Source organism: Scytonema millei VB511283 (assembly GCF_000817735.3).
Classification (GTDB): domain Bacteria; phylum Cyanobacteriota; class Cyanobacteriia; order Cyanobacteriales; family Chroococcidiopsidaceae; genus Chroococcidiopsis; species Chroococcidiopsis millei_B.
The window spans coordinates 87,304-112,748 of record NZ_JTJC03000001.1 but is presented as its reverse complement, the minus strand read 5'-3'; the positions used below and the strand labels follow the sequence as shown (position 1 = coordinate 112,748).

21 protein-coding genes are annotated in these 25,445 nt (G+C 44.3%); 9 read left to right on the top strand and 12 right to left on the bottom strand.

What is annotated here, in order from left to right; all coding sequences use genetic code 11:
• Positions 1–231: 231 nt before the first annotated feature.
• Positions 232–996 carry a calcium-binding protein gene (locus QH73_RS00475; protein ID WP_052289941.1) on the bottom strand — a complete coding sequence of 255 codons (765 nt, stop codon included), beginning with the start codon at positions 994–996 and terminating at the stop codon, positions 232–234.
• A gap of 703 nt (positions 997–1,699) precedes the next feature.
• The gene (locus QH73_RS00470) at positions 1,700–2,596 is read right to left on the bottom strand and encodes a DMT family transporter (RefSeq protein WP_201277917.1); all 897 of its coding nucleotides are present in this window, start codon (positions 2,594–2,596) and stop codon (positions 1,700–1,702) included.
• 345 nt (positions 2,597–2,941) lie between these two features.
• Here QH73_RS00470 and QH73_RS00465 point away from each other — a divergent pair, with 345 nt between their 5' ends.
• Positions 2,942–3,292 carry a hypothetical protein gene (locus QH73_RS00465; RefSeq protein WP_039714804.1) on the top strand — a complete coding sequence of 117 codons (351 nt, stop codon included), beginning with the start codon at positions 2,942–2,944 and terminating at the stop codon, positions 3,290–3,292.
• Between the two features lie 41 nt (positions 3,293–3,333).
• Here the strand turns inward: QH73_RS00465 and QH73_RS00460 are convergent, their stop codons facing one another.
• Both QH73_RS00460 and QH73_RS00455 read right to left on the bottom strand, forming a co-directional pair.
• Complete coding sequence (locus QH73_RS00460; protein ID WP_039714803.1) at positions 3,334–3,837, bottom strand: DUF7733 domain-containing protein; 504 nt, start codon at positions 3,835–3,837, stop codon at positions 3,334–3,336.
• 116 nt (positions 3,838–3,953) lie between these two features.
• Complete coding sequence (locus tag QH73_RS00455) at positions 3,954–8,150, bottom strand: non-ribosomal peptide synthetase (RefSeq protein ID WP_039714802.1); 4,197 nt, start codon at positions 8,148–8,150, stop codon at positions 3,954–3,956.
• Between the two features lie 657 nt (positions 8,151–8,807).
• On the opposite strand from QH73_RS00455, the gene QH73_RS00450 reads away from it, so the two are divergent.
• A complete protein-coding gene (locus QH73_RS00450) occupies positions 8,808–10,742 on the top strand; it encodes an ABC transporter ATP-binding protein (RefSeq protein ID WP_039714801.1) in 1,935 nt (644 codons plus the stop codon).
• 145 nt (positions 10,743–10,887) lie between these two features.
• On the opposite strand, the gene QH73_RS00445 is transcribed toward QH73_RS00450, so the two are convergent.
• From QH73_RS00445 to QH73_RS00435, 3 genes are all read right to left on the bottom strand, one after another.
• Positions 10,888–12,015, bottom strand: coding sequence for an ABC transporter ATP-binding protein (locus QH73_RS00445; protein ID WP_039714800.1), 1,128 nt, complete (start codon positions 12,013–12,015; stop codon positions 10,888–10,890).
• Between the two features lie 69 nt (positions 12,016–12,084).
• A complete protein-coding gene (locus tag QH73_RS00440; protein WP_039714799.1) occupies positions 12,085–12,660 on the bottom strand; it encodes an HD domain-containing protein in 576 nt (191 codons plus the stop codon).
• 192 nt (positions 12,661–12,852) lie between these two features.
• Complete coding sequence (locus QH73_RS00435; RefSeq protein ID WP_015152181.1) at positions 12,853–13,074, bottom strand: helix-turn-helix domain-containing protein; 222 nt, start codon at positions 13,072–13,074, stop codon at positions 12,853–12,855.
• On the opposite strand from QH73_RS00435, the gene QH73_RS00430 reads away from it, so the two are divergent.
• Entirely contained in the window at positions 13,073–13,618 is a 546-nt protein-coding gene (locus QH73_RS00430) for a hypothetical protein (protein WP_236146860.1), read from the top strand. The two genes, QH73_RS00435 and QH73_RS00430, sit on opposite strands and share 2 nt — an antisense overlap.
• A 188-nt stretch (positions 13,619–13,806) precedes the next feature.
• Entirely contained in the window at positions 13,807–15,597 is a 1,791-nt protein-coding gene (typA, locus tag QH73_RS00425; RefSeq protein ID WP_015152179.1) for a translational GTPase TypA, read from the top strand.
• Between the two features lie 126 nt (positions 15,598–15,723).
• Here typA and QH73_RS00420 read toward each other — a convergent pair whose 3' ends face one another.
• The 4 genes from QH73_RS00420 to mnmA form a co-directional block, all read right to left on the bottom strand.
• Positions 15,724–16,356, bottom strand: a complete 633-nt coding sequence (locus QH73_RS00420) for a tyrosine-type recombinase/integrase (RefSeq protein WP_039710122.1) — start codon at positions 16,354–16,356, stop codon at positions 15,724–15,726.
• A 71-nt stretch (positions 16,357–16,427) separates the two neighbouring features.
• Positions 16,428–17,831, bottom strand: coding sequence for an ISKra4 family transposase (locus QH73_RS00415; RefSeq protein ID WP_039710059.1), 1,404 nt, complete (start codon positions 17,829–17,831; stop codon positions 16,428–16,430).
• A gap of 78 nt (positions 17,832–17,909) precedes the next feature.
• Positions 17,910–18,503 carry a plasmid pRiA4b ORF-3 family protein gene (locus tag QH73_RS00410; RefSeq protein ID WP_052289085.1) on the bottom strand — a complete coding sequence of 198 codons (594 nt, stop codon included), beginning with the start codon at positions 18,501–18,503 and terminating at the stop codon, positions 17,910–17,912.
• 108 nt (positions 18,504–18,611) lie between these two features.
• Positions 18,612–19,673: a tRNA 2-thiouridine(34) synthase MnmA gene (mnmA, locus tag QH73_RS00405; protein WP_039714798.1), complete on the bottom strand. Its 1,062-nt coding sequence runs from the start codon at positions 19,671–19,673 to the stop codon at positions 18,612–18,614.
• Between mnmA and QH73_RS00400 the strand changes: the two genes are divergently transcribed.
• Positions 19,672–19,863 carry a hypothetical protein gene (locus QH73_RS00400; RefSeq protein ID WP_039714797.1) on the top strand — a complete coding sequence of 64 codons (192 nt, stop codon included), beginning with the start codon at positions 19,672–19,674 and terminating at the stop codon, positions 19,861–19,863. The genes mnmA and QH73_RS00400 overlap by 2 nt on opposite strands.
• Positions 19,864–19,884: 21 nt before the next feature.
• Here QH73_RS00400 and lepA read toward each other — a convergent pair whose 3' ends face one another.
• Positions 19,885–21,699 (bottom strand): translation elongation factor 4, encoded by a 1,815-nt coding sequence (lepA, locus tag QH73_RS00395; protein WP_039714796.1) that lies wholly within the window; start codon positions 21,697–21,699, stop codon positions 19,885–19,887.
• 334 nt (positions 21,700–22,033) lie between these two features.
• Here lepA and QH73_RS00390 point away from each other — a divergent pair, with 334 nt between their 5' ends.
• From QH73_RS00390 to QH73_RS00375, 4 genes are all read left to right on the top strand, one after another.
• Positions 22,034–22,261: a ribbon-helix-helix domain-containing protein gene (locus QH73_RS00390; RefSeq protein ID WP_052289939.1), complete on the top strand. Its 228-nt coding sequence runs from the start codon at positions 22,034–22,036 to the stop codon at positions 22,259–22,261.
• 159 nt (positions 22,262–22,420) lie between these two features.
• Positions 22,421–24,205: an ATP-binding protein gene (locus QH73_RS00385; protein WP_039717280.1), complete on the top strand. Its 1,785-nt coding sequence runs from the start codon at positions 22,421–22,423 to the stop codon at positions 24,203–24,205.
• Between the two features lie 190 nt (positions 24,206–24,395).
• Positions 24,396–25,046, top strand: coding sequence for a DUF3386 domain-containing protein (locus QH73_RS00380; RefSeq protein WP_039714795.1), 651 nt, complete (start codon positions 24,396–24,398; stop codon positions 25,044–25,046).
• 109 nt (positions 25,047–25,155) lie between these two features.
• A complete protein-coding gene (locus tag QH73_RS00375; protein ID WP_015152173.1) occupies positions 25,156–25,386 on the top strand; it encodes a NifU family protein in 231 nt (76 codons plus the stop codon).
• Positions 25,387–25,445: the final 59 nt, after the last annotated feature.

The window sequence follows — 25,445 nt, the reverse complement described above, 5'->3', positions numbered from 1 at the left end:
TGACATCAGAAAAATGGGGAGAGGAAGACCTAGAAAAATGACTAGGAACTAGATTTATAAAAAAGAGCTGCCGTTAATACGGACAGCTCTAGGCTTATTTATTTAAATTCGGTCAGCGTTTCTCAGTAGGTTAAATAGTTCTATTCCGTAGTTAAGACTTAAAAAATCTAGTGAAATAGCTGGCAAAATAGCAATTAATTTTTCAGCTTAAGCTTATTTTGAAATACGTTGTTAGCTGACGTATTTGAAGTAGCTTCCACCAATATTAACTGACTCTGGTGTAGTTCCGTGCAAAATAGCGATTAGTTCTTGCGTGCCAGGATTGTTAGCAAATTCAGCATAAATTCCCGTTCCTTGTAAGAGTAAATCGCTTGGTGCTGCACCTAAGCTGTAGGTGACTTGTGTTTGCATGAATGATGGTCCAGATGTGTCAATACTTCTTAAAACGATCGTATCTTCAAGGGGATTGAAGTCTGTTATGAGAGCGTAATCGTTATTGCCAGCAAATCTGTAGGATGTACCTGCGCCATCACGCCCAGCACCACCTTCAAGCCTGAATGTATCTGCTCCTGCACCTCCAGTCAAGACATCTATTTCATTAGCACCACGACTAACTGAACTACCGATGTACGCACCTCCTCCAGCACCATCGATGATGTCGTTTCCTTCTCCTCCATCTAAAACGTCGTTGCCAAATCCCCCAATTAAGTTATCGTTGTTTCCATCTCCAAATAAGATATCGTTACCGTTGAAGCCGTATAGAGTGTCGTTACCTGTTCCGCCGTATACAGTATCGTCTCCGTAACCGCCATCTAGTAGGTCGTTGCCGTTGTCACCTTTCAATCTATCGTTGCCGTTGCCACCCCATAGAGAGTCATCTCCATCTCTACCGTAAAGTTTATCGTTGCCATCGTATCCGTAAATAAAATCGCTTTCAGCAGTATCGATATTGCCGGAAAGTTTGTCATCAGAAAACGTTCCTTCAATAGTTGCCATGTTCTTTGCTCCTCGTACCAGGTTTGTTTAACTATTTGTAGATTGGTTGACAAAGTTTCTCTGTTGGACTGACGAACAGAGAACAGAGAAGTTCAATCCAATAATTACAACCTAACTTTGCAGCTTACCGCTGTCTTGAGAAGGATTACTGCGCTGCTTAGTAAAAAAAGCTACTTTGAAACTCTCGTAGCGATCGCAGTCTCAAATGGTACTTATTGCAGCTGTTTTCATTAAATATTGTTCGTTCTAACAGCTCAAAACCTTACCGAAGCTTGTATTTAAATAGCAAGCTTATTTGAATAAAATTTCAATTAAAAAGCGAATTTAGCTGTAACTACTATCGTTATGATTAAGTTTCTTGCTCGAAGAATATTAAAAATATATTATTAATAATCTTTTAATAATGTTTTTATATTTGAGCTGAATACCAAATAGTGATATTATCTTACAGTTTTTTATTAACTTTGTCTATTTCTTTATAAAGCGGAGAAGAACTTAGCCGCACTCCATTTATTATTATGCCGCAATTATGCAGATTTGGTGCAGTTTTATTGTAGGTTTATTGCAGCCATTTTTGCGAAAAGTACAATCTTCTAGGTAGAGGCAACCTTTATCGAAAATTCATAGTTGTATCTCAATAACCATAGCAGAAATACTCAAGACTCGATCCGCAACAGGAGAAATGAAATATAGCCTGCATTGTTCAACGCGGCAATAACAGTACAGCTATACCACTCAGGGCTACGAAAACCCCTAAAATTGCTCTGAAACTGATTCTTTCTCCCAAGCACACAGCTATAGGAATGACAAATAAAGGACTGGTATTACTCAGCGTGAGCGCAATTCCTACAACTGCAAACTTGACTGCTACTTGTTGCAGCCAGATTCCTAAGTAAGTGCCAGCAAAAGCAGCAATGCAAATTGCTACCACAGTCTTTGCATTTAAACTTTTGAACTCAAAGTGCCTTTGGTGCTGCCTGCGCCATCTCCAGGGTAGCAAAACCAATACGCCGCCACACAAGCGTAATAAAGCTGCCCACAACGGACTAATATCACTAGTAGTTAGTACAATTCGGGAAATGACAGCACCACTAGCAAGGGCGATCGCGGCTAAAATCCCAAAACCAACACCATGTAGTATATGAGTGGAGCTTTCTGATAGATTGGGGGCTTGCTCTGTAATAACCCAAGCCACGCCTAGAATAGTTAGTAGTATGCCGCACCAATCACTAAAACGGAGCTGTTCTTGTAGAAAAACTAATGCCAAAATTGCTGCAAGAGGAGGCGATAAAGTCTCCATTAACAAGGCACGCCTAGCACCCAAGTAATTTAAAGCAAAAAAGAACGCTGTATCTCCAATACCAATTCCTAAAACCCCGCTGAGTAGAAGTAAACCGAAAGTGCTAGGGGTAACAGTTGCAAATATTGCATTTTGTAACAATAACGTACAAACAAGTAAGGCGATCGCGATCGTGCCTTTGAGGATGTTTAATTCTAGTGGTGGAATGCGTTGTCCGATGCTTCCGTAGATGACTGAAGATATTGCCCACAAACAAGCCGCTGTTAACGCTGCTAGCTCACCTGAGAAATCTGCCTGCAAGATTGCAAAAAAGTTATTAAAAATACTGAACAACTCTTTTTAACGCTTTAAATAAAATACTATAACGTCTATTTTAGGTTAGCACTCAGAATAGTTTAGTGCTAATCCTTGTTCGCTATTTTTTAGCACTCAAGAGCTAACAGTGCTAATTTTTTCAACTCAATAACTCTCACGACATAGCTGATTCTCCGCCTTTTTTCGGATGTCATTACACCATGATTACAGCTATAACAATTGCTAATAATAAGTGGCTAGTGGCTAGTGGCTGGTGACTAGTGATTAGACAAGAGCTTAGTTACTGACAACTGACAACTGATAACTGATAACTGATATTAGGAGAGCGAGATGGAATATACTTTTGAAATTGTCGGAGTTTCATCAATTCTCTATTTTTTTGAGCATCAACAACAAGTCGTACAAGTTCCTCAGTGGCGAGGAGTAGAGTATTTAGGAGCTTACAAGTGTACCTTGGATGCTTTTTTGAAATCAATAGAAACTATTCCTTGCAAACAACATTGGAATCTAGAACAAGTTATCGATACCGTTGTTAGTTTTTGGATGCGGAACTCAGACACGGTTCAGTATTGGAAATCTCGTTTTGATGATGCAGGTGGTGGAGATAATTTATTAGTGGCAAGAGTAGCAGATGTTGATGGTTTAAAGGCAGAATTTGAAGCGTTATTGGGCAACGGATGATCGGTATTACCAGCAACCAACAATTAATAACTAACAGCTAACTATTCACTTTCCCATCGTAATAGTCTTGGGAGTTGGGACAAATCGAGGGCGTAGTTCAAAGTCCACAACACAATATTGACAAGTAATAAATTTTTTATCCAAAGTAGGTCATCAGTTGGGCTTAGTAGTAACATGCCTTCATATAGCTGCCAGATACGGTAAGGCAAGTAAAGGTAAGGAACCATGACCCACACCACAGTGTGAAAATATTTGAGGGTGACAATTTCGGAAAGAATTTGCAAACCCAGCATGACTAAGTACGGTATGAGTATAGTTAAAACACTGGTGTAACCCTGCCAAATTCCCCACAGCAAAGCAGCTATTGGTAGTAATAATCCAACAACCTGCACCGTACCAAACCAGATTTTGAACCATTCAGGCAGTGGTTCGGGAAGATAAAAAGGTTTTGAGTGTCTCCACGCCCAGCCAACGAGGGCAAAAAAGGACGTGGCGATCGCAAAAAACAGCAGGTTCTCGAACAGGAGGTAAACTTCTGTAGACATCTGCAAGCTAGAGATAAACAACGAGCGATCGCGCTTGTTTGCATTTTAGCGAAGTCTCTCTAGCAAGAATGCGATCGCTCGCGATGTAGAACTGCAAATGAGGATCGTGTAAGACCTCAGCCGATTGAAAGCTCCATGATACAACTGTTATCGACTAAGCTTAACGTGCGATCGCCAACTTGTGCTTGCTCCAAGCAATTCTTGAGTTTAGAAGCTAAAACTTGCACGTTTGGTTCGTCCAACAAACCCAAATGCGTACCTGGAATCTCATAGATCTCGACTCCTGGCTCGACGAAACTATTCCAACCGCGATCGGGTGTAGAGTAACACCATCTCAAAACTTCTTTACTCGTAAACAGAGCCACTCGACCGGAGTAACTTTGCGGAACGTAATCTACCATTGTTGCCTGCTTTAGCGCCTCAATTAGCACCATATCGTAAGGATTGGCATTTTCAGATAAAGCGTAGTTGTTCCAGAGGTCATATTTGCTGCTTTGTTTGCCAGTCAACAGCGAGTGTATCCAATCTAACTTTTGTAGAAAATAAGTTTGTTTTTCTGGTAGCGGCAACCGCCAAAGAGTACGCAAGTAAGTATAAATTGTGCGAAATAGTGAGGGATTGTGAATAAATAAACGGGGGCTGTAAGTGTCGAACATGGCTAGTAAAGCCACTTCCTCACCCTGCGCTTGTAACTGTCGCGCCATCTCAAAAGCTACCGTACCTCCACTGGAAAAGCCACATAACAAATAAGGACCATTGGGCTGAACCGTCCGCATTTCTTGAATGTAATCGGCTGCCATATCTTCAACTTTGGTGTGAGGGTTTTGTTTACCATCTAACCCCCGTGCTTGCAACCCATAAACAGGTTGTTCCGAACCCAGATGACGAATTAGCTTTTGGTAGCCGAGAACGTTACCACCCAGCGCGTGGATGCAGAATAAAGGAGATCGATCTCCGTGAGGCTGAATTGCCACTAATGAAGACCAAGAAACCAACTGTTCCGGTTGACCGATTATATTTGCTAGCTGCTCGATTGTTGGCGCTTGAAACAAAGTTGCTAGTGGGAGTTTTATCCCAAACTTGCTTTCGATTTGGGTAAATAATTGTACGGCTAACAGCGAATGTCCCCCTAGCTCGAAGAAATTATCGCTGACTCCAATTGATTGAATGCCTAAAATCTCCGACCAAATTTGAGTTAACTGGAGTTCCACGGCGTTGCTAGGAGCAGCAAAAGCCTTTTCTAGATCGGGTCGATCGCGATCGGGAATTGGCAAAGCGCGACGGTCTACTTTACCGTTAGAGGTGAGCGGGATTTCGGCGATCGCCACGAAAGCAGCAGGAATCATGTACTCTGGTAATCTTTCCTGAAGGAAACGTCGCAGTTCGCTCGTAGCAGGCGCAGGTTGATGTCCTACGACATACGCTACTAGTCGCTTATGTCCTGGCTCATCTTCCCGTACTAAGATGACAGTTTCTCTCACTTGCGGGTGTTGTGCCAGTACGGTTTCAATTTCTCCCAACTCGATCCGAAAACCGCGAATTTTGACTTGATGGTCGATGCGACCGAGAAATTCAATGTTGCCGTCTGGTAGATAGCGGGCTAAGTCTCCTGTCTTGTAGAGTCGTGCTGTTGGATTGTCACTAAAGGGGTCGGGAATGAATTTTTGGGCGGTGAGTTCGGGCTGATTCAAATAGCCAGAGGCAAGACATTTGCCACCAATATGTAACTCTCCAGCCACGCCAACCGGACAGGGGTTGAGATAAGAATCGAGAATATGATAGCGAGCATTTTGAATTGGTTTGCCATAGGGAATGCTCACCCAATGCGGCTCGACTGTTTGAATTGGATAATAATTAGACCAGATTGTGGCTTCGGTTGCTCCACCGAGACTAATGACTTCAACTCCTGGGAACGTAGCTTTGAGTGCATCCGGTAATTTCACTGGTATCCAGTCACCGCTCATAAATACTAGCCGTAGTTGTGGCTGGCGATCGCCCCATTCGATCTTGGGGAAAAAAGTAGCAAGTTGTTGCAGTGCAGGTGGTGCAGAGTCCCAGAAAGTAATTGGTTCGTCACGCAATATGCGCAACAAAGCTTCTGGATCTTGTACGTCACGGTTAGACACAACTCGAATCGATCCACCTGCGGCTAAAAGCCCAAAGATGTCATAAACTGACAGGTCGAAGCACAAAGATGTGACGAATAAAACTCTGTCGGAAGAGTTGACAGCGAAAGTTTTGTTGACCCACTGAATCAAGTTGATGACGGGTTGATGGCGAACTACGACTCCTTTAGGCGTTCCGGTAGAACCGGAGGTAAAAATGACGTAGGCAAGATCGTCTGAGCTGGCAGATAAAGGTAAATTGTCTGTAGGGAGTCGATCGAGATCTGCACGCAGCCAAATTTGGCGATCGAATGTTTTCTCAGATCCCTCCAACCCCCCTTGTGAAGGGGGGCTAAATTCTGCTAACCCCCCTTGTGAAGGGGGGCGAGGGGGGATCGCTTGCGAATCTCCAGCATCCAAACAAATTAAGTGTTGTAGCGCCGGAAGTTGAGATTGAATCTCGTCAATATTTCGCAGCAGCGAAGTTTGCGTTACCAGACAATCGATCGCCAGTGAAGAAAGTATTAGTTGAATCCGTGCTTTGGGAAAACTGGGTTCGAGCGGTACGTATGCACCCCCTGCTTTCAAAATCCCCATGACGGCTACAACTGTCTCTAGCGATCGCTCTAAATATACGGCAACCAAAACTCCTGGCTTCACGCCTAATCGCTGTAGATGCCGTGCTAGCTGATTGGCTCTCCAGTTCAGTTCTCTGTAAGTGAGTTGTCGATCTTCAAAAACAACGGCAACAGCTTCGGGTGTCAGTTCTACCTGTGCTTCAAATAGTTGATGGAGACAAAGATCTTGGGAAAAATCTGTCTCAGTGTCGTTCCATTCCCGCACGATGCGATCGCGTTCTGCCGTTGTCAACATTGGCAATTGTCCGATGCACTGCTCGGGGTTTGTTGCCATGCTTGACAGCAAGGTTTGTAGATGTCCTAGCATTCGCTCGATTATCGCATCGTCGAATCTTTGTCGATCGTACTTGAGTTTTAGTGAAAGCTCCGATCCAGCACAGCTAACTAAGGTGAGCGGATAATTCGTTTGTTCTTCTAATCGGAATTCTAGATTTTGCCATCGACTACCTTGAGCGCGTAAAGCCGAATTCAATTCGTAGTTTTCAAATACTAAAAGGCTATTAAATAGAGGCGTACTGCTTGGAACGTCGCTCCATCCTTGAATCTTGACTAAAGGAGTATGTTCGTAGTCGCGCAAAGTCACCCACTGCGATCGCAATTCTTTCAACCACGGTAAAAGCGGCTGTGGCGATACGTCTACCCGCACTGGTAGGGTATTAATCAGCAGTCCTACCATAGACTCAGCACCAACTACAGATGAGTGACGGCAAGCTCTAGTGGCTCCAAAAACAATATCGGTTTCGCGACTATAGCGGCTCAGTAGTATAGCCCAAGCTCCCTGTACCAAAGTGTTGAGCGTGAGTTGGTGTTGTTGTGCCAAAGATTTTAACATCGCTGTCGTTTGCTCTGACAGTCGCAGTTCGCGATCGCCAAAACTGCGATCGACGATTTCTAAGTCTGCATGTAAAGTCGATTTGGCTAATGTTGAGTTAGCTATTAATGGAGTTGGTGCGGTAAAGCCTTTGAGTAAGTGTTGCCAGAAGTTTGCAGTTTCTGACCAATCTTGCTGCAACCATTGGATGTAGTCTTGATAAGGACGAGGTTGTGGTAGTTCTAAGTCCTCTCCCAGGCAAAAAGCATCGTAAAAAGCAAAAATTTCTTTGAGAACTATATGTAAAGACCGACCGTCTAATATGGCATGATGAAAAGTCCAAATCAAGCGGTAGTCACAATCGCCGAGCTGAATCAGAGCGAAACGCATTAATGGCAAGCGATCCATCTGAAAGCCAGAGGCGCGATCGCGCTGAAGATAGACTTGCAACTGTTGTTCTTGTTCTATAGCTGACAAGCTGCGCCAATCTTCTCGTTCTATTTCAATAGCGGGTTGTAGGTGGACGCATTGTAATGGTTGGCGATCGCTTTTCCAATCAAAGCTCGTTCTTAAAACTGGGTGGCGTTCCACAACTCGCTGCCCTGCTTGAATAAAAGCAGAAATATTGAGGCGATCGCGGATCGAACAAATTACCTGCTCGATATCGACTCCAGATTGTTGAGCGTGGAGGCTATGAAATAGCATTCCCTGCTGCATAGCTGAAAGTGGGTATGCAGTTTCTATAGTTGTTACTTTCATTTGAATTCAATTCTTAATAGTTTGGTTTACTAGTGAGTTTGGATTAAACCTCAAACTCAGAGTTAAGTTTTACTAGATATGACTTGTTAGACAAAAACAGAAAATTGCCGAAAATTAATCATAAAGTTTCTACAAAACGTATGCTATTTCATCTCGAATTTGCCGTGCAATATTTTCTAAACACTTTTATAAGGTAGTTGTAAATTTAAATAAGTTAAACAAGAAGGTTTCTCCTTTGGAAAGAATCTAAAGGAGATTAAAAGATGAAATCTAAGCGCGTAATTTATGAAAAATTCAATGTTTAAATCATATAAATATGCAAAATAATATATCTGATATAAAGGATTGCTAGAAAATCGTAGCGATCGCAATGGTTTCAGATAAAGATTGATACAGGAATTACTGATAATAATACTGAAAAACGGTGAATGTAATATGTAGTTTTCATATTTTTTTGATTAAGAGTAGTAGCAGACGGACAGTAGGCATTGAATCGCTCCATTTCAAGCAAACTAAGTTCCTTGCTGCATGAGAAATAGAAAAATTGAGCGATCGCCTGCAAAAATCTAGCCAGAATGAGAGCGATCTGGGGTCAGTACTAGCGCTAAATTAAGAAACGTATCTAGTTTGACCAATCCGCCCACTCAAGGTTGCAGCATGACGATATCAGCCCCAGGAAACCAACCCATACGACATCGCCGCCGCCAAAATGATTGGCGATTGTTCCTAAGATTAGTTTCTTACGGTCGCCGTCACGGTCGGTTATTGTTGGTTTCTACGATTTTGCTAGTTCCAGTTGCGATCGCCAATGCCGTTCAACCAATTTTGATCGGTCAAGCGATCTCCCTCATTCGTAAAGAACCAAATACCTACGATTTTCTCAAAAATCTACCTCTGGGGCAGGGTTTACAAATTCTAGAAGGTTTGTTGCTGTTAACAGTGGTAGTTCGTCTTATCTTTACAGGAGTGCAAGGTTACTTAGTGCAAAAAGTCGGGCAACAAATGACAGCGGATATTCGTAACGATCTATTTGCACACGTTACATCTTTAGCAGTTCGCTTTTTCGATCGTACTCCTGTGGGAAAATTAATTACTCGCTTAACAAGCGATGTGGAAGCATTGGGAGATGTCTTCACAACTGGAGCAATAGGTATTATCAGCGATCTATTCTCTATGTTGGTAATTTTAGTTCTCATGTTTCAGCAACAGTGGCAACTTGCCTTAATGCTGTTGTTGATGCTATTTCCAGTCACGGGATTAATTATTTTCTTCCAGCAGCAATATCGTAAAGCTAATTACAAAGCTAGAGAAGAACTGTCTTTACTCAATTCCACCTTACAAGAGAATATTTCTGGGATTAACGTCGTACAGATGTTTCGCCGCGAACAATTCAACGCCGAACTATTTCGCGCTACGAATTTAAACTATATTCGTGAGGTAGATAGAACGATTTTTCACGATTCAGCGGTATCGGCAACTTTAGAATGGGTGGCTTTAGTAGCAGTTGCAGGGGTTCTCTGGCTGGGTGGTATTTTTGTCTTGCAAGAAAAATTAGAGTTTGGGGTTCTTGCTGCTTTTATTCTGTTTGCCCAACGCTTATTCGATCCTTTACGCCAGTTTGCTGAAAAATTTACTGCTATTCAAGCTGGATTTACAGCTGTTGAGCGCATCAGCGATATTTTAGACGAACCGATTGAGATTCGCGATCCTGTGTGGGTAGGGAGCAGGGAGCAGGGAGCAGGGAGCAGGGAAAGACAAGGGGGACAAGGGGGACAAGGGAGCAAACTGTTAACTGTCAACAGTCAACCGTCTTCACGCAGTGTAGCGCCAGCGTCTACCGTCAACCAATTACCAACTACCCAAGTAGGAGAAATCCGTTTTGAACACGTTTGGTTTGCTTATAAAAATGACGATTACGTAATTAAAGATCTAGATTTTACGATTCGTCCAGGGGAAAAAATTGCTTTAGTTGGTCCCACAGGTGCGGGAAAAAGTTCGATTATTCGGTTGCTGTGTCGTCTCTACGAACCATCAAAAGGACGCATATTAGTGGATGGAGTTGATATTCGAGATATTTCGCAGGCAGAATTACGCTGTCGGATGGGTGTGATTCTACAAGAAGGTTTTATCTTTGCGGGAGACGTGAAAAGTAACATTACGCTGGGGGATACTTACACTTTTGATGAAATTCGCGCCGCCGCAGAAAATACGAATGTGGCACAGTTTATCGAGCAGTTACCCCAAGGGTACGATACTCAGTTGCGCGAGCGCGGTACGAATCTTTCTAGCGGACAAAAGCAATTGTTGGCGTTTGCTCGTGCGGCAATTCGTAATCCTCATATCCTCGTACTAGATGAAGCTACGGCTAGTTTGGATGTGGGTACGGAAGCATATATTCAAGATGCCTTAGAACGCTTGCTAGAGGGGCGAACGGCGATTATTATTGCTCACCGTCTTTCAACAATTCGGAATGTGGATCGAATTTTTGTCTTGAAGCGGGGCGAATTAGTAGAGTCTGGGACTCATAATGAGTTGTTACAGCTTGGTGGGTTGTACGCAGGTTTGCACCAGTTGCAGATGTTAGGTACATAACCAAATAAAAGGGCAGAGGAATACTGAAAGCCCCCCCTGCTCTGTTTCCTTGTCAATTATTAAGAATTGTAACATACGCGATCGCCTTGATAGCTCTATCTGAGGGGTAATTTGTGCTGTAGGGTGTGTTAGTTACTAACACACCCTACTGTGGATACAACCGATCGCCTGTGGCAGGCTCAAAGACAAATAAACGATCTAGATCTAATTCCAGAGATAAGCGATCGCCTACTCTTACATTGACATCAGGACTCACTTGTGCATTTAATAACACGCTCGTTCCTGGTATGTTTCCTCTAATTAAAATCTCTCTGCCCAACGGTTCTACTACTTTTAGAGCAACTGTTAAAGCGGGAGTTGGGAGTTGGGAGTCGGGAGTCGGGAATTGAGTATTTTTATCTTCTGTCTTTTGCAGATATACATATTCTGGACGAATTCCTAAATCTACAGGTTTTCCCTGTGTTAAGTTCAATTCCTGTTGTATTTCTGTCAGACAAGAAATGTACTGTTCTCCTACCTGAAAACCTTTATTAGCATAAATGGCAGGCAAAATATTCATTGGAGGGTTGCCCATAAAAGTTGCTACCATTCGGTTAGCTGGATGGGCATAAATTTCTTGTGGTGCGCCAATTTGCTGAATCTTGCCGCGATTCAATACCACAATTTTATCGGCTAATGTCATCGCTTCAACTTGATCGTGAGTGACATACACAGTTGTTACACCTAATTGTGCGTGTAACTGTTTTAATTCTGCCCGCGTATCGTCCCTTAATTGAGCATCTAAATTCGACAAAGGTTCATCTAATAAAAATACTTGAGGTTGACGCGCGATTGCCCTACCTAATGCGACCCGTTGTTGCTGTCCTCCTGATAGCTGTTTGGGTTTGCGATCGAGTAAATTATCTAAAGAAAGCGATCGCGCTACTGTTTCTACCCTTTCTCGAATTATTTTGCGATCGACTTGTCGCATTTGCAATCCAAAGGCGATATTTTCTGCTACCGTCATGTGAGGGTAGAGGGCGTAATTTTGAAATACCATCGCGACATCGCGCTGTCTGGCGGGGATCTCATTCATCAGCGTGTCCCCAATATAAAGTTTGCCAGATGTCGCTGTTTCCAAACCTGCGATCGTTCTTAAAATCGTGGACTTACCGCATCCTGATGGTCCCACTAGTACCCAAAATTCTCCGTCAGGAACCTCAAATGTAATATCTTCGATCGCAGTGACGTTGTTAAATCTACGTTTAATATCTTCTAGACGGACGTTTGCCATTTTAGAGGGGTAAGGGGTAAAGGGTAAGGGGTAAGGGGTAAGTTGCAACTACCAACTACCAACTACCAATTACCCATTATCATCCTTGACTAATTGTTCTAATTCTGCAACTACTCGTTCTAATTCTGTGACTATTGGTGTCTTTCCTTTGGCAATAAAGGCTTCTACAACGGCGCGATAGTACCACAATGTACCGTCTTTACCACCTTTAAACCGTTGCCAAACTGTTTCGCCTAGAGTTCGATAGTCTTTTAAAATTGACCTGGCGTTGTGTAGTTTGTCGGCAGCTGAGACTAAAATTATTGATGGAGAAGCTTGGGGAATGGTAGCGATATAAGCCTCCTTGCGCTGTTTCCAAGGTGGTTTGGGAATTATTTCTGCATCGGTACAAGCGTCCACAATGTCGGTGACTGTATTGCCAAAACGACGGCGAATTTCTTCCCGTGTCGCCGCACCTCCTTGGTCTTCAATTGCATCATGGAGTAAAGCTGCGATCGCTTCATCTTCATTTGCTCCATATTCTAGAGCAATACTGGTCACGCCGAGTAAATGAGAAATATAAGGTACGCCGGAACTTTTCCGCACTTGGTTTGCATGGAGTTCTGTGGCGTAAGTCAGTGCTTCGGTAAAGCGGCTGGATAGCATGTTGCTATTAAAACAAGAACAGGTCTAACTTTTGTAGATGTGAGTTCTGTAATCGGTAACTAACGCCACTAGCTCTTGTTCTGATAACTGAAAGAGCATAGCTTTGATTTCTTCTAAACTGAGATTTGACATAATATTTGACCTAATAATTATATTGTTAATCCGATCGCTCCTCTTCTCAAAAGCGATCGCCTATTCTTTTACGACTTCTAATAAGTCTTCTATAATTACGTCGAAAGTCTGCGCTAATTTACGCAGTGCGTTAATATCTGCCATTGCCATTCCAGGGGAAGCAGCATAAGTTTTAACTGTACCGTAAGCTACTCCCGATCGGTCGGAAACCTCTTTTAACGTCCACCCTTCTTTCGCTGCAAATTCTCTAATTTTTAATCGTACTAATCCGTTTGTTGACATGCCGTTGACTTGTCAGCTGAAGCGTTCTATAATACTCAAACCTATTAAAAGCGATCGCCTTGGTCTGGCAAACTGTGACGATCGCTTTGTCAAAATACAACCCACAACGTGGGAAGTCACTCATATGATAGCAACAGAAAACGTTTCAGCAAAGTATATTCATCCTCTGGCGCGATTTGTCACCAAAGACGCGATCGCTTTTTGCCTCAACCTTCAACCAGAGCAAATCTACAAAATTGACTGCTGGCGCTACGTCATTCACGTTGTAGGTAAAGGCGTGAGTACGTTTGTCAGCTATGCCGATTTACCTCCGATCCTCGGAGTCGAACCGCCAACAAACAAAGATTTCTGGCGATGGCGCAAGCGGTTTGCCAAGCAGAACAAACAAGCACCCCAATTTTGGCAAGAATTCTATCAGCAAAAATTACAGCAAGCAGCCTCTCAGGACGAGTTAGACAGCTGGGAACAAATTATCGGGACGATCGAGCCAATCCTTCCCCCAGATGCTTTAGCCGCATTACGCACTGTAATCAGTTATCAGTGACTAGCAACCGATTAATTTTGACTTTTGACTTTTGACTTCCCGACTCCCGACTCCCAACTCCCGACTCCCTAACTGAGCTACAATTATTAAGGCATATTTACAGAATTGCTATTATTGACTCAATTCTGCTAAAGGCTGCTAACACCGTATCAGCTTAATTATCCTATACAAAACTCTGGAACGCCCTTATGACGCTCCCCATTCGCAACGTCGCCATTATCGCCCACGTCGATCACGGCAAAACTACTCTCGTTGATGCCCTCCTGAGACAATCTGGCATCTTCCGCGAAGGGGAAGACGTACCTGATTGCGTGATGGACTCGAATGCCTTGGAACGAGAGCGAGGCATTACCATCTTGTCAAAAAACACAGCAGTGCGCTACAAAGAGACGCTGATCAATATTGTCGATACTCCCGGTCACGCTGACTTTGGCGGCGAAGTCGAACGAGTTTTGGGCATGGTTGACGGTTGTATCTTGATTGTAGATGCCAACGAAGGACCGATGCCTCAGACGCGCTTCGTGCTGAAGAAAGCCCTAGAAAAGGGACTGCGCCCGATTGTTGTGGTTAATAAAATTGACCGACCCCAGGCAGATCCCCACGGTGCAGTTGATAAAGTGTTGGATCTGTTTTTGGAACTGGGTGCAGACGATGACCAGTGCGATTTCCCCTATTTATTTGCTTCTGGTTTAAGCGGCTATGCCAAAGAAGATTTAGAAGCCGAAGGGGTAGACATGCAGCCCCTATTTGACGCGATTTTACGTCACGTTCCACCACCTGTAGGCGATCCAGCAAAGCCACTGCAATTACAAGTCACAACTCTAGACTACTCGGAATATGTAGGACGAATTGCGATCGGTAAAATTCACAACGGGACGATCCGCGTCGGACAGCAAGCCGCTTTGATCCGCGACACCGGGGAAATCGTTAAAGGCAAAGTCACAAAATTGATGGGCTTTGAGGGTTTAAAACGAATCGACCAAGAAGAAGCATCTGCGGGTAACATTATTGCGATCGCCGGATTTGCCGATGCTAATATTGGCGAAACGATAACTTGTCCCAACGAACCCCAGGCACTACCGCTAATTAAGGTAGACGAGCCGACCTTACAAATGACATTTTCCGTTAACGATTCGCCCTTTGCCGGACAAGAAGGGAACTTCGTTACTTCTAGACAGGTACGCGATCGCCTGATGCGAGAATTGGAAACTAACGTCGCCCTGCGCGTAGAAGAAACCGACTCCCCCGATAAATTCCTGGTTTCGGGACGCGGCGAACTCCACTTGGGAATCTTAATTGAAACCATGCGACGCGAAGGCTACGAATTTCAAGTTTCTCAGCCACAAGTCATTTATCGCGAAGTCAGCGGGCAACCCTGCGAACCGTTTGAATATCTGGTGTTAGACGTACCAGAAGAAGCTGTAGGTAGTTGTATCGAACGCCTGGGACAGCGACGGGGCGAAATGCAGGATATGCAAGTTGGGGGTAACGGACGCACTCAACTCGATTTCGTCATTCCTGCCCGTGGTTTGGTTGGTTTCCGAGGCGAATTCATGCGGATGACTCGTGGCGAAGGGATCATGAATCATAGCTTCCTCGAATACCGCGCCATTTCTGGGGAAATCGAAGCCCGTCGCAACGGCGTACTGATTTCTTTTGAAGAGGGAGTAGCCACCTTCTACGCCATGAAGAACGCCGAAGACCGAGGCGTATTCTTTATCACTCCTGGTACTAAAGTCTACAAAGGTATGATTGTCGGCGAACACAACCGTCCGCAAGACTTAGAACTGAATGTTTGCAAAACCAAACAGCTAACCAATCACCGCGCTGCTAGCGGCGACGAACTAGTGCAGTTGCAAGCACCTGTAGATATGAGCCTAGAACGCGCTCTAGAGTACATTGGACCCGACGAGCTAGTGGAAGTCACCCCCAAATCAATTCGACTGCGGAAGCTATCGAAAAAGTTGGCTAAGCGATGATTCGTGTAGAGATGTTTCTACATCGGATGAAATAAAAATCTGTAGGGGCGCACAGCTGTGCGCCCCTACGTGGAGAGCGAAAAATTTTGGGGGAGATGGGTAATAATTCAGCAGGCGTTCTAAACATTAATCATCCCAAAGCCCCTGAAACTTGGTAGACGCAAGCTCGGTGTAACGAACAGTGTGCTGAATATTTTTATGCCCCAAGTAGCTTTGAATTGTCCGAGTGTCAGTACCTCGATTCGCCAAGTAGTAACCTGTTCCATGCCGTAGCATATGGGCATGAACAGGAAAAGACAAATCTGCTAACTCCCCAGCTCGCTCAACAATTCCACCTACAGTATCGGGTGCTAATGGTCCAAGTCGAGAAGACTGGAAAACATAAGGACTAGCAGGGTAATCTCTTTGCAGTTTACGGAGAGAGCGAATTTCATCACCATAAAGTGGTTGCACAGAAGGAATTCCCTTCTTGACCCGCTTTACGTAAATCGTTCCACCGCTAAAATCTACCTGCTCCCACCGTAAAGTTGATGCTTCAGTTACTCGCAGTCCGTGACGATAGATAAGTAAAATCAGGGTTGAGTCTCGATGGGCATGACGACCATTTGATTTCTTTAGTGCAGAGCGCATTGCCTCAACTTCGTCTGGCAACAGATGCTCTCTAGTTCTAACTTCAGCGTACTTGCGAGAATTAGGAGAAAAACGTTTTAGTTTTTTCGTTATACCAACTTTCGGTGTTTGAATGAGTTGTTTAGTCATGACCCAAACCGCTACAAAGCTTGGGGTATATAAATTGATCTTACCTACTTTGACTCCAAAGTTGGTATAAATCAATTGACGGTCAATTCGGGATACCACTGCTGGAATTTACTCTTTAACTCTCCGTTCAAGACTAGCAAGCGCATTTGGAGAAGAAGATGCGCCCCTTCAGGAGTCCAACGCATTTGTTGCTTTTTCACGAATCGCTTGCTAATAACTTGATTGACGGCAGATTCTACAAAGGAGCTGGAAATCGGTTCGCCGTTGCGGTAGCGTTCGCCATAATTGGGAATATACTGTCCATTGTTTGAAATATAGGTTTCAAACTCTTCCAAATGAGAGCAGAGTTTTTGTGCTTCAAGGCTTGGTTCTCGCTCGTCATCATCCGAACCTAAGACAAAGGCACTATCGATTAAATCTTCAATTTCTGATAAGCCTTTAAAGACATTGCCGTGCCATAAATACCACTTTAATGAAGTCAAATCTTTGAGGATGGATTCGCTGTTTATACCTGCTTCTAAATCTTCTTTACTTATACCCTTAGCAATTTGTTTCATCACAGTTATCCGCATGGTGATGTGAAACCAGTCGAGGATATGTTCGGCATTGGGGTTGAGATAATATTGTAGGTCACGTATAATCTCTTCTCCATCTGATAAAAATGTGACCTGCTGGTTCATTTGCATCCCTTGAGATTTTAACACCTCAAATACTCGACGTTGGGGTTTGGTATCGTAGCAATAAACCATGCCAAAACATTTTGATGCGCCGTCTGCTTTTATACTCTTGCCAGCGATAACTTCAAAATTTCCGGCTTTTTTAGATTTCCTCTCATAGAAACGAACATATCCTCCATCCATACCCACTACCAAGGGTAAACCTGGCCTGGGGAGCTTCTCCCAATCTCTTTGGCAACCCTCGAATAATATTCCTGCTTCTTCCGGTAACTCTAATTCTAAGCGTTGACCTAATGCGTGTAGATTGTTGCGTATAGATGCAGCGTTTATTTCTCCTTCTATTGGTAGTAATTCTTGTAATAGTTTGGTGGACAGCCCATAAGACATTAAAGAAGCAAATTTTGATTCTAGGTAGAGCAATTCTGGCGATGTGCGCTCTTTTAATAGATTTGCTACTGGGCTGAAGGTGCGGGTTGGTTGCTCGGTACAAGCACAGTGAAACAATCGTTGGCTTTGTAGTTGTAACTTGCCAAATGGTGTCCTATATACAATGGTACGTTTATCTTTGTGGCACAGCTTTTGATTGCAATGGGAACAAGCAGCTTGCTGTCTTTGGTATTCGGCTATTTGTTGAGAAGCTATGCTGCGTTGGGTCTGAAGCAATAATTCTTTGGCTTGGGCTAAAGTTAATCCCAAATTTTCAGGTTTTAGACTATCTTTTTCGATTTGGGCAACTTCTTGAATTAACTGGGTATCGCCCGATTCTGATTCAATAACTAGTTGAACTTTAAATTTCACACTATTCCCTGCTCAAATAACAACGACTTTCTATCTCCCGTGGTGTATTGCCGTAAATGCTTGTTGACTTCTTGACGGTCAAAGCGGTTTTGATAAACTAATAGCCAAGGCGCGTAGCTCGCTGGCTTCTTCTCTATCCATGTCAAAATTCTTGTTTCTCAACATTGAAGCAAAACGCTCTAACACGTCCCAAATAAAAAACTCTTCCCTCGCTTTCATAAAGCCCCAAGGACCACCACAGTTCTCTGGGGGACAAATACCCTTACCAGCAGTACAGATTGGGTAAACTTGTTTTTGGTCTGGAGTCAAAATAGCTTCTACTCGAATTTGATGCCGCCACCAGTAACGCCATGTACCCATTGATGGACATATGCTGAAGTCATATTCGTAGAGAAATTTTTCTTTTAGTCTTAATCCAAACGAACCTAACTTCACTTCGCTGGCGCAGTCACTAAATACCGTTCCCCCTGGTTGGGTAATTCCATACTGCTTACCATGAATGATGAAATGGTGCAGGTGGATGTCTGACCAGCCCATTGCCAGCTGGAGCGTGTAATGCAAGTCTTCTATCGTGCTGTCGCTGCTGACAAGTATGCGTCGCCAGATCATGGGACTGATGCCAAGCAACACTATCTTTAATTGGTAGATAACGGGTTCGGAAGAATCGGACATGGGGTCATCTTACCGCGTTGTGTCCCTCATCTCCCCCGAAATTTTTCGCTCTCCTACGTGTATGTATACGGTGCGGGCTGTTCAATTGTGCGCCCCTACGTGTATGTATCAACTATTGGCAGGCTTTTCAATAATCCCGCCACCCAAAACCATATCGCCATCGTACCAAACAGCGGCTTGTCCGGGTGTAATGCTAAATTGGGGTTCGTCAAATACCAACTTAACGCGAGAAATTGCTAAAGGAACCACCGTTACATCCACCGCAGTCGAACGATATCGCACTTGGACTTGAGCGCGAATGGGTGCATTTGGTTCCAATATAGAAACCCAGTTAACCCGCCCCACGGTACATTCTAGCTGGTTAGCAGTAGTGCGATCGCCCACAATTACCCGATTCATTACCGGATCTAAGCCAATCACGTACAGCGGCTCGGCTGCGGCAATTCCCAAACCTTTGCGCTGCCCGATCGTGTAATGATGGACACCATCATGCTGTCCCAGTACCTTGCCAGCAGCATCGATAATTTCGCCTTTTTTGGGAGCAATGTATTTATCCAAAAACTCCCGCATCGAACCGTGGCTTTCAATTAAGCACAAGTCTTGGCTTTCTGGCTTATCGGCTGTTTTCAAATTGTATTCAGAGGCGATTTGTCGCGTTTCGACTTTCAGTTTTTCGCCGAGTGGAAACACGACACCTGCTAAAACATTTTGGGTCAAATCGTATAAAAAGTACGACTGATCTTTATTGCGGTCTACAGCGCGTCGCAATTGGTAGCGTCCCGACGTAGGATCGTGGGTAATTCGAGCGTAGTGTCCCGTCGCAATTTTGTCTACACCCAATTTTTCCCTGGCATACTGCAACATGGGACTGAATTTTACCGTTCTGTTGCACTGCGAACAGGGTAGAGGGGTGATACCGTCGCTATACCCAGAGACTAAATAATCGATGATGTGGGTTTGAAAAACTTCCCGCATATCGACAATGTGATGGGAAATACCTAATTGTTCGCAGATATATGCAGCATCTACCATTCCCTCCGAACAGCATTGTCCTTTGCCTTTCATCAGCCAAAGGGTGAGACCAACGACATCATATCCTTGGTTATGTAGAATGGCGGCGGCGGTGGAACTATCAACTCCACCAGAAAGACCGACGACGATTTTATTCATGGTTCTGGGAAAATGGCGAGATACTGATACTAATTTAGATCTTCTTGGCGATCGCCTGCTGGAAGAGCCGGGAGTCGGGAATTGGGAGTCGGGAGTCGGGGGGAAGAGAGCTGAGGGAGCTGGGGAGGCTGGGGAAGCAATTCAAAATTCCCTACACCCCACACCCCACACCCTATTTACTAGCCACTAGCCACTAGCCACCAGCCACTCACTACTGCGAACCATCCAATTTTAGTACAGCCATAAATGCTTCTTGGGGTACGTCTACCGTACCGACGGCTTTCATCCGCTTTTTACCTTTAGCTTGTTTTTGCAAGAGTTTTTTCTTGCGGCTGATGTCACCACCGTAGCATTTGGCAAGTACGTCTTTACGCAAGGCGGGAATGTGTTCGCTGGCGATGACTTTGCTACCGATGGCGGCTTGGATGGGGACTTTAAATTGATGGCGCGGGATTAATTCTTTAAGTTTTTCTGCCATCGCTCGTCCGACACCATAGGCTTTGTCACGATGGACGATCATTGCTAATGAGTCTACCGGATCGCCGTTGATCATCAAATCTAGGCGGACTAGGGGATTTTCGCGGTAGCCGATGAGATGATACTCCATGCTGGCATATCCGCGCGATCGCGACTTCATTTGATCGAAAAAGTCTGTGACTACCTCTGCCAAAGGCAATTCATAAGTTAATGTCGTGCGCCCCTGGGTAAGATACTTCATATCTTTGAAGATTCCCCGCCGATTTTGACACAACTCCATCAACGTGCCAACAAAAGATTCTGGCGTAATCATTTCTACTTGAGCGTAGGGTTCAGCAATGCTTTCCCGTTCGTTGGGTGCTGGTAACTTGCTGGGATTATCAACATAAATTTCTTCGCCATTGTTGGTAACTACTTTGTAAACTACCGATGGAGCTGTAATTACCAAATCTAAATCGTATTCGCGTTCTAAACGTTCTTGGACGATTTCCATGTGTAACAATCCCAAGAAACCGCAGCGGAAACCAAACCCCATCGCGCTTGAGGTTTCCGGTTCGTATTGCAAGGCTGCATCGTTGAGCCTCAGCTTTTCCAGAGCATCACGCAGATTTTCAAACTCGTCTGAGTCAGTGGGAAACATCCCACAAAATACCATCGGCTTTGCTTCGGTGTAACCTGGTAAAGCCTGAGCTGCTGGTTTTGCTGCTAGGGTAATTGTATCGCCCACCCGCGCGTCTGCTACAGCTTTAATGGCGGCGGCGAGATAACCGACTTCTCCGGCGTGGAGTTCTTCGACTTGCTTTTGATTTGGAGAGAGGACACCTAATTCGTCAATTTCGTATTCTTTTTTCGATGCCATCAAACGAACGCGATCGCCTTTTTTCACCGTACCATCCATGACGCGAAAATAGACGATGACCCCTCTATAGCTATCGTAGTAGCTATCAAAAATCAATGCTCGTAAGGGATCGTCAATCGTGTTACTTGGAGGTGGGACGCGCTGGACGATCGCCTCTAAAATCTCGTCAATGCCGATTCCCTCTTTTGCCGATGCTAAAATTGCATTGCTGCAATCTAAGCCAATAATTTGTTCGATTTCTTCAATCACCCGTTCTGGTTCTGCCCCTGGCAAGTCAATTTTATTCAGTACGGGAATGATTTCTAAGTCATGCTCCAAGGCTAAGTAGACATTTGCTAGAGTTTGTGCTTCTACTCCTTGGGAAGCATCGACAACTAATAATGCTCCCTCGCAAGCTGCTAAAGAGCGAGACACTTCATAAGAAAAGTCAACATGTCCTGGGGTATCAATTAAATTGAGGACGTAAGCTTCTCCGTCCTTTGCCTGATAGTTCATCCGAGCCGCTTGTAACTTAATCGTAATGCCGCGCTCTCGTTCCAACTCCATATTGTCGAGAAACTGCTGCTTCATCACCCGTTCTGCAACCGTACCAGTTGTCAGCAACAGGCGATCGGCTAGAGTTGATTTCCCGTGGTCAATGTGAGCGATAATTGAAAAATTACGAATACGCTCGGCGGAAACATCTGTCATATTTTTACGATTTAGTAGCAAGCAAATAGCGATCGTACTTAACGCATTTTAATCTTTTATTGAGGGAGTAGGAAGGTAAGTCGTAAGCCGTAAGTCGTAAGTCGTAAGTCGTAAGGCGGAAATAAGAAACTTTTTTCTTTCCTGTTCCCCGTTTCCTAATAACTGATAACTGATAACTGACAACTGATAAAGCTTACAATAGACCTATTCGGACGCGATCGCCCTTGAGTAGCGTCGGAAAAGTCCTGTTCTAGTTTAGATAGCTGCGCAGGAAGAACTGCAAGCCAGGTATGGCAAAAGGTACGTTTGCTAAATCAATTACCGTTTAGCGCTTATGAATGACAACATCGATACATCAGACGCAAACCTCGACAAGATAAAACTCTCGATTCATTTAGATTCGGAACTCGTCGATCAAATTCAGCATTTAACTAACGATCCGAGTAAAGTGATTGAAGTCGCTATCCGTCAATGGCTGCGCGGTGAAACGCAGCGAGATGATGAACTAACCCGTACGATCCCTCGTACACCCGTACCACCGCGAGGTGAGTGGAACGATTAACAGTTTTCATCTGACTTGGTAAACGCTCTCTTTACTAGACCGCTTGGTAAATTGCTGGCGACACCAAGCAAAATTCCCAATTTATCAGGTTTTGTGCCAAACTCGAAGCAAATGTTTGTCGAGTCATTCGACTTGCGCTGTGTCGAACTATCTTTAGTAATGAGTGCTGATACAGATTCCCACCAGCCAGCTTTCACATCCTCATTTGAGTCATTTGGTATGAATTCCAACGGCTCTCTGTCTTCTATAGGAGCTGAATTAGCCTACGTGCAGGATAGCTCGGGTTGCTATCTTTGTTTTTCATGGCAACAAGCTGATAGCGTTGGTTTGCAGCAAGAGCGGATTGTAGGACAATCTTTAGAACAGACATTTGGACCTTTAGATCCAACTGCGTACTTAAGACGGGTGCAAAGGATTTTGGAAAGTCTTGTTCCCGAACGCTGTCACTGCGTATTTCGCTACGGACAAAAATTGTTTGGATTTGAGTTGGCAATTAGCCCAATTTTACCCGCAACGGGATCGGCTACTTCAGTTTTAGTCATAGGGCGACACTTAGAAGAAATAGACAACGAAGTGGTAGCGGATGTCTATTCAGAATTGGCGACTAGCGCAATGGGATCGCTCGGTTCAGTCTCGTCTAAAAAGCTTCTCAGTCAAATTGCGCGTAACATTCGCCGTACGTTAGATCTAAATACAATTTGGCAGCAAACTGTAGAAAGTTTGGGTCAAGCCTTGGGTGTCAGTCATTGTATTATTTGCTCGTACAGACCGGAAGATCTCCATTTGCAAGTGGTAGCCGAGTATCGCCAAATGGCAGTGCGATCGATGCTGGGTCAATCAATTGATATTATGCACGAACCAGGTTACTGTCAGGCTTTAGAGACTCTTGCACCTGTGGCGATCGAGAAGACAGAAAATCCCCAGTTTCAACAATCAATTTTACTATTAGCAACGGTCGATCGCGACAAGCCTAACGGCTTAATTTGCTTGCAGCATTGCGAACGCAGCCTTCAACCACAGACTCACAGTAGTTCGATGTTGCATCCGATCTCGCGCTTACGCCAGTGGACGACGGAAGAAATTGAGTTAGTCCGAGACTTAGCCGATCAAATTGGTACGGCGATCGCCCATGCTACTCTATACAGACAGCTAGAAGAAGCTCGTCAACAAGCAGAAGAAGCCTCCCGCCTCAAAAGCGAATTTCTCGCTAACACTTCTCACGAACTCCGCACGCCGCTGAATGGAATGCTGGGATTTTTAAAGTTAGTGCTTGAGGGAATGGCGGACGATCCTGAAGAACAGGAAGAATTTATCCAAGAAGCCTATCGCTCCGGCTTGCACCTGCTCAATATCATCAACGACATTCTAGATATTGCCAAAATTGAAGCAGGCAAAATGGATTTGGAGTTAGGTCAAGTTAGACTCAACGAACTATTTAGCGATCTCGAAGACTTTACCAGAACCCAAGCCGAGCAGAAAAATTTAAGTTTGCAAATCCAATTACCACCTACGGCAGATGAAATAATTGTCTTAGGGAATTACCAACGGCTATTGCAAGTGATGCTCAATTTGGTCGGGAATGCGATCAAATTTACCCATGAAGGCGGAGTCACTATTAGTGCGGATATCACCCGGAAAAAAACCATCTTTCAAAATCAAGTCCTACCGGGAATGGTGAAAGTTCGCGTTGCCGATACGGGCATCGGTGTTTCCTTAGACAAGCAAGATAAACTATTTCAATCTTTTAGCCAAGTAGACGGCTCTCGCACGCGGCAGTATGGTGGTACTGGTCTGGGATTAACAATTTCCCAAAAACTAGTCGAAGCTATGGGGGGAACAGTCAATTTTTATAGCATGGGTGAGGGACTTGGCTCCACAGTCACCTTCACTGTCCCCCTGTATCAAGAGCCGTTGATGGTATTAGGACTGGGAGATGGGGAGTAATCAGTTATCAGTTATCAGTTATCAGTTATCAGTGACCAGTAACCAGTTATTAGTGACTAGCAACTAATTACCAATTACGACGCACCACTTTTTTACCAGTGACAAATGACAAATGACCCCTCGCTCCTCACTCCTCGCTCCTCACCCCTCGTTCAGACTAAACTGTAAAAGGTGAAGTCACAACAGTGCTATGACAGAGCAAACAAGTGCGCGGGACTTATTCAAGACGGCTTACGAAAATCGCTACACCTGGGATGAAAACTTTCCCGGTTACAGTGCAGACGTGCAATTGACACAAGGTGATGAAGTCTACACGGGTAGAATTCGGATAAATCGCGATTTGAGCGTAGAAGTTACGGGTATAGAAGACGAAAAAGTACAAGAAAGCGTCTATACCCAATTGCGAGACATTGTTACTCACCGCAAGCGATCGCAATTCGAGCAGTCTCACGGCAAAAATGAGTTTAGCCTCGGTAAACTCGATGACAGTGGCGCAGTAGAAATCCTGGTCAAAGGCGATGCTATGGGTTCTAACTACAAAGTGCGCGGTACGGAAATTTGCCAAGTCAGCCGCGTTATGGGTCGCATGGCTTTTGTCATCGATACCCACGATAGCTTAGATACAGGCGGGGGTTATGTAGCTAGTCGCTACGATGCGGTTTTTCGCAATCCACAAACCAACGAAGTCATCAAGGTATTAAAGTTTCAAGACTTTTACGAAAAATTTGGTAACTATTACGTCATGACCAAGCAAATTGTAGAAGACTATCAGCAACAAGAGCGAATCAAAACTGAATTCAACTTCTCTAACATCAAACTACTAGAGCCTGCTGTTGTTTAGTTAGTGACTAGTGGCTAGTCACTAGCCACTAGTCACTCATAACTGACAACTGATAACTGACTAGAGCTAGGATCGTTTTAGCAAGTTTGTTAAACAAAGGTCTAATTCTATGGAACTCACAACAGATAATGTAGAAACAGTTTTGGATGAAATGCGCCCCTATCTGATGTCAGATGGTGGCAACGTAGAACTAGTCGAACTCGACGGTCCAATCGTGCGGTTGCGGTTACAAGGAGCTTGTGGTTCTTGCCCTAGTTCTACCATGACTCTGAGAATGGGAATCGAGCGCCGTTTGCGGGAAATGATCCCCGAAATCGCCGAAGTCGAACAAGTGATCTAGCGATGAGGTAATGAGTAATGGGTAATGGGTAATGGGTTAATGGTTGACAGTTCGCGGTT

Excerpts from the sequence above, each read along its gene's own strand:
- QH73_RS00475 (WP_052289941.1), bottom strand. The coding sequence starts at position 996 with ATGGCAACTATTGAAGGAACGTTTTCTGATGACAAACTTTCCGGCAAT.
- QH73_RS00465 (WP_039714804.1), top strand. The coding sequence starts at position 2,942 with ATGGAATATACTTTTGAAATTGTCGGAGTTTCATCAATTCTCTATTTT.
- QH73_RS00460 (WP_039714803.1), bottom strand. The coding sequence starts at position 3,837 with ATGTCTACAGAAGTTTACCTCCTGTTCGAGAACCTGCTGTTTTTTGCG.
- QH73_RS00455 (WP_039714802.1), bottom strand. The coding sequence starts at position 8,150 with ATGAAAGTAACAACTATAGAAACTGCATACCCACTTTCAGCTATGCAG.
- QH73_RS00450 (WP_039714801.1), top strand. The coding sequence starts at position 8,808 with ATGACGATATCAGCCCCAGGAAACCAACCCATACGACATCGCCGCCGC.
- QH73_RS00445 (WP_039714800.1), bottom strand. The coding sequence starts at position 12,015 with ATGGCAAACGTCCGTCTAGAAGATATTAAACGTAGATTTAACAACGTC.
- QH73_RS00440 (WP_039714799.1), bottom strand. The coding sequence starts at position 12,660 with ATGCTATCCAGCCGCTTTACCGAAGCACTGACTTACGCCACAGAACTC.
- QH73_RS00430 (WP_236146860.1), top strand. The coding sequence starts at position 13,073 with ATGCCGTTGACTTGTCAGCTGAAGCGTTCTATAATACTCAAACCTATT.
- QH73_RS00435 (WP_015152181.1), bottom strand. The coding sequence starts at position 13,074 with ATGTCAACAAACGGATTAGTACGATTAAAAATTAGAGAATTTGCAGCG.
- typA (WP_015152179.1), top strand. The coding sequence starts at position 13,807 with ATGACGCTCCCCATTCGCAACGTCGCCATTATCGCCCACGTCGATCAC.
- QH73_RS00420 (WP_039710122.1), bottom strand. The coding sequence starts at position 16,356 with ATGACTAAACAACTCATTCAAACACCGAAAGTTGGTATAACGAAAAAA.
- QH73_RS00410 (WP_052289085.1), bottom strand. The coding sequence starts at position 18,503 with ATGTCCGATTCTTCCGAACCCGTTATCTACCAATTAAAGATAGTGTTG.
- QH73_RS00400 (WP_039714797.1), top strand. The coding sequence starts at position 19,672 with ATGGTTCTGGGAAAATGGCGAGATACTGATACTAATTTAGATCTTCTT.
- mnmA (WP_039714798.1), bottom strand. The coding sequence starts at position 19,673 with ATGAATAAAATCGTCGTCGGTCTTTCTGGTGGAGTTGATAGTTCCACC.
- lepA (WP_039714796.1), bottom strand. The coding sequence starts at position 21,699 with ATGACAGATGTTTCCGCCGAGCGTATTCGTAATTTTTCAATTATCGCT.
- QH73_RS00390 (WP_052289939.1), top strand. The coding sequence starts at position 22,034 with ATGAATGACAACATCGATACATCAGACGCAAACCTCGACAAGATAAAA.
- QH73_RS00385 (WP_039717280.1), top strand. The coding sequence starts at position 22,421 with ATGAGTGCTGATACAGATTCCCACCAGCCAGCTTTCACATCCTCATTT.
- QH73_RS00380 (WP_039714795.1), top strand. The coding sequence starts at position 24,396 with ATGACAGAGCAAACAAGTGCGCGGGACTTATTCAAGACGGCTTACGAA.
- QH73_RS00375 (WP_015152173.1), top strand. The coding sequence starts at position 25,156 with ATGGAACTCACAACAGATAATGTAGAAACAGTTTTGGATGAAATGCGC.